Source organism: Vibrio sp. 2134-1 (assembly GCF_033339495.1).
This window is the reverse complement of sequence record NZ_JAWOUS010000762.1, coordinates 1-568: the sequence shown is the minus strand read 5'-3', so window position 1 is coordinate 568 and position 568 is coordinate 1. Positions and strand designations below refer to the sequence as shown.

Here is a 568-nt window from a genome sequence, read left to right as displayed (position 1 = left end):
AACTGTCGATAAATTCACTAAAGCCTTTCATGTAACGCTCTGTGCTTGAATCGTCTAAACCCTCTGGAGTCACACGTTGTGACACTGATCTTTTTGTCTGTTTATAAAGGTTAGACAATGAGAAATACCATTAAGTTAAAAATCCAGATTGCTATCGCAGTCATTATCGCCATCGTAAGTGGCGTTCAAGCTTGGGTTTCCGTTAATCAACTTCACGAAGAAACCACATCCACACTCAACCGAGAAATACAGAATATTTCTGAGTCGACTAACCGTTATATCAGCGATTGGCTCTCAATTCGTAGCGATATGATGTTGGCTAACGAACAAATCATCGCCGGTTCTGATGATGCAGATCGCGAGTTATTGCTGACCAAACGCGCGGGGAAATTTCTCTCTGTTTACGCAGGGTTCTCTGACGGCGCGATTGCCTACGGCGATAAAAGCGAATCATGGCCATCCGATTACGACCCTCGAACTCGCCCTTGGTATCAAGACGCGATGGCACAATCTGGGCTGATCATTACCGAGCCATACCAAGACTTTGATGGCAGTATTGTGGTCAGCT

1 pseudogene is annotated in these 568 nt (G+C 45.1%); it reads left to right on the top strand.

The features are described from left to right. Positions 1-117: 117 nt before the first annotated feature. Positions 118-568 (top strand): annotated as a pseudogene (locus R7R78_RS28400) (methyl-accepting chemotaxis protein); the annotation flags it as partial.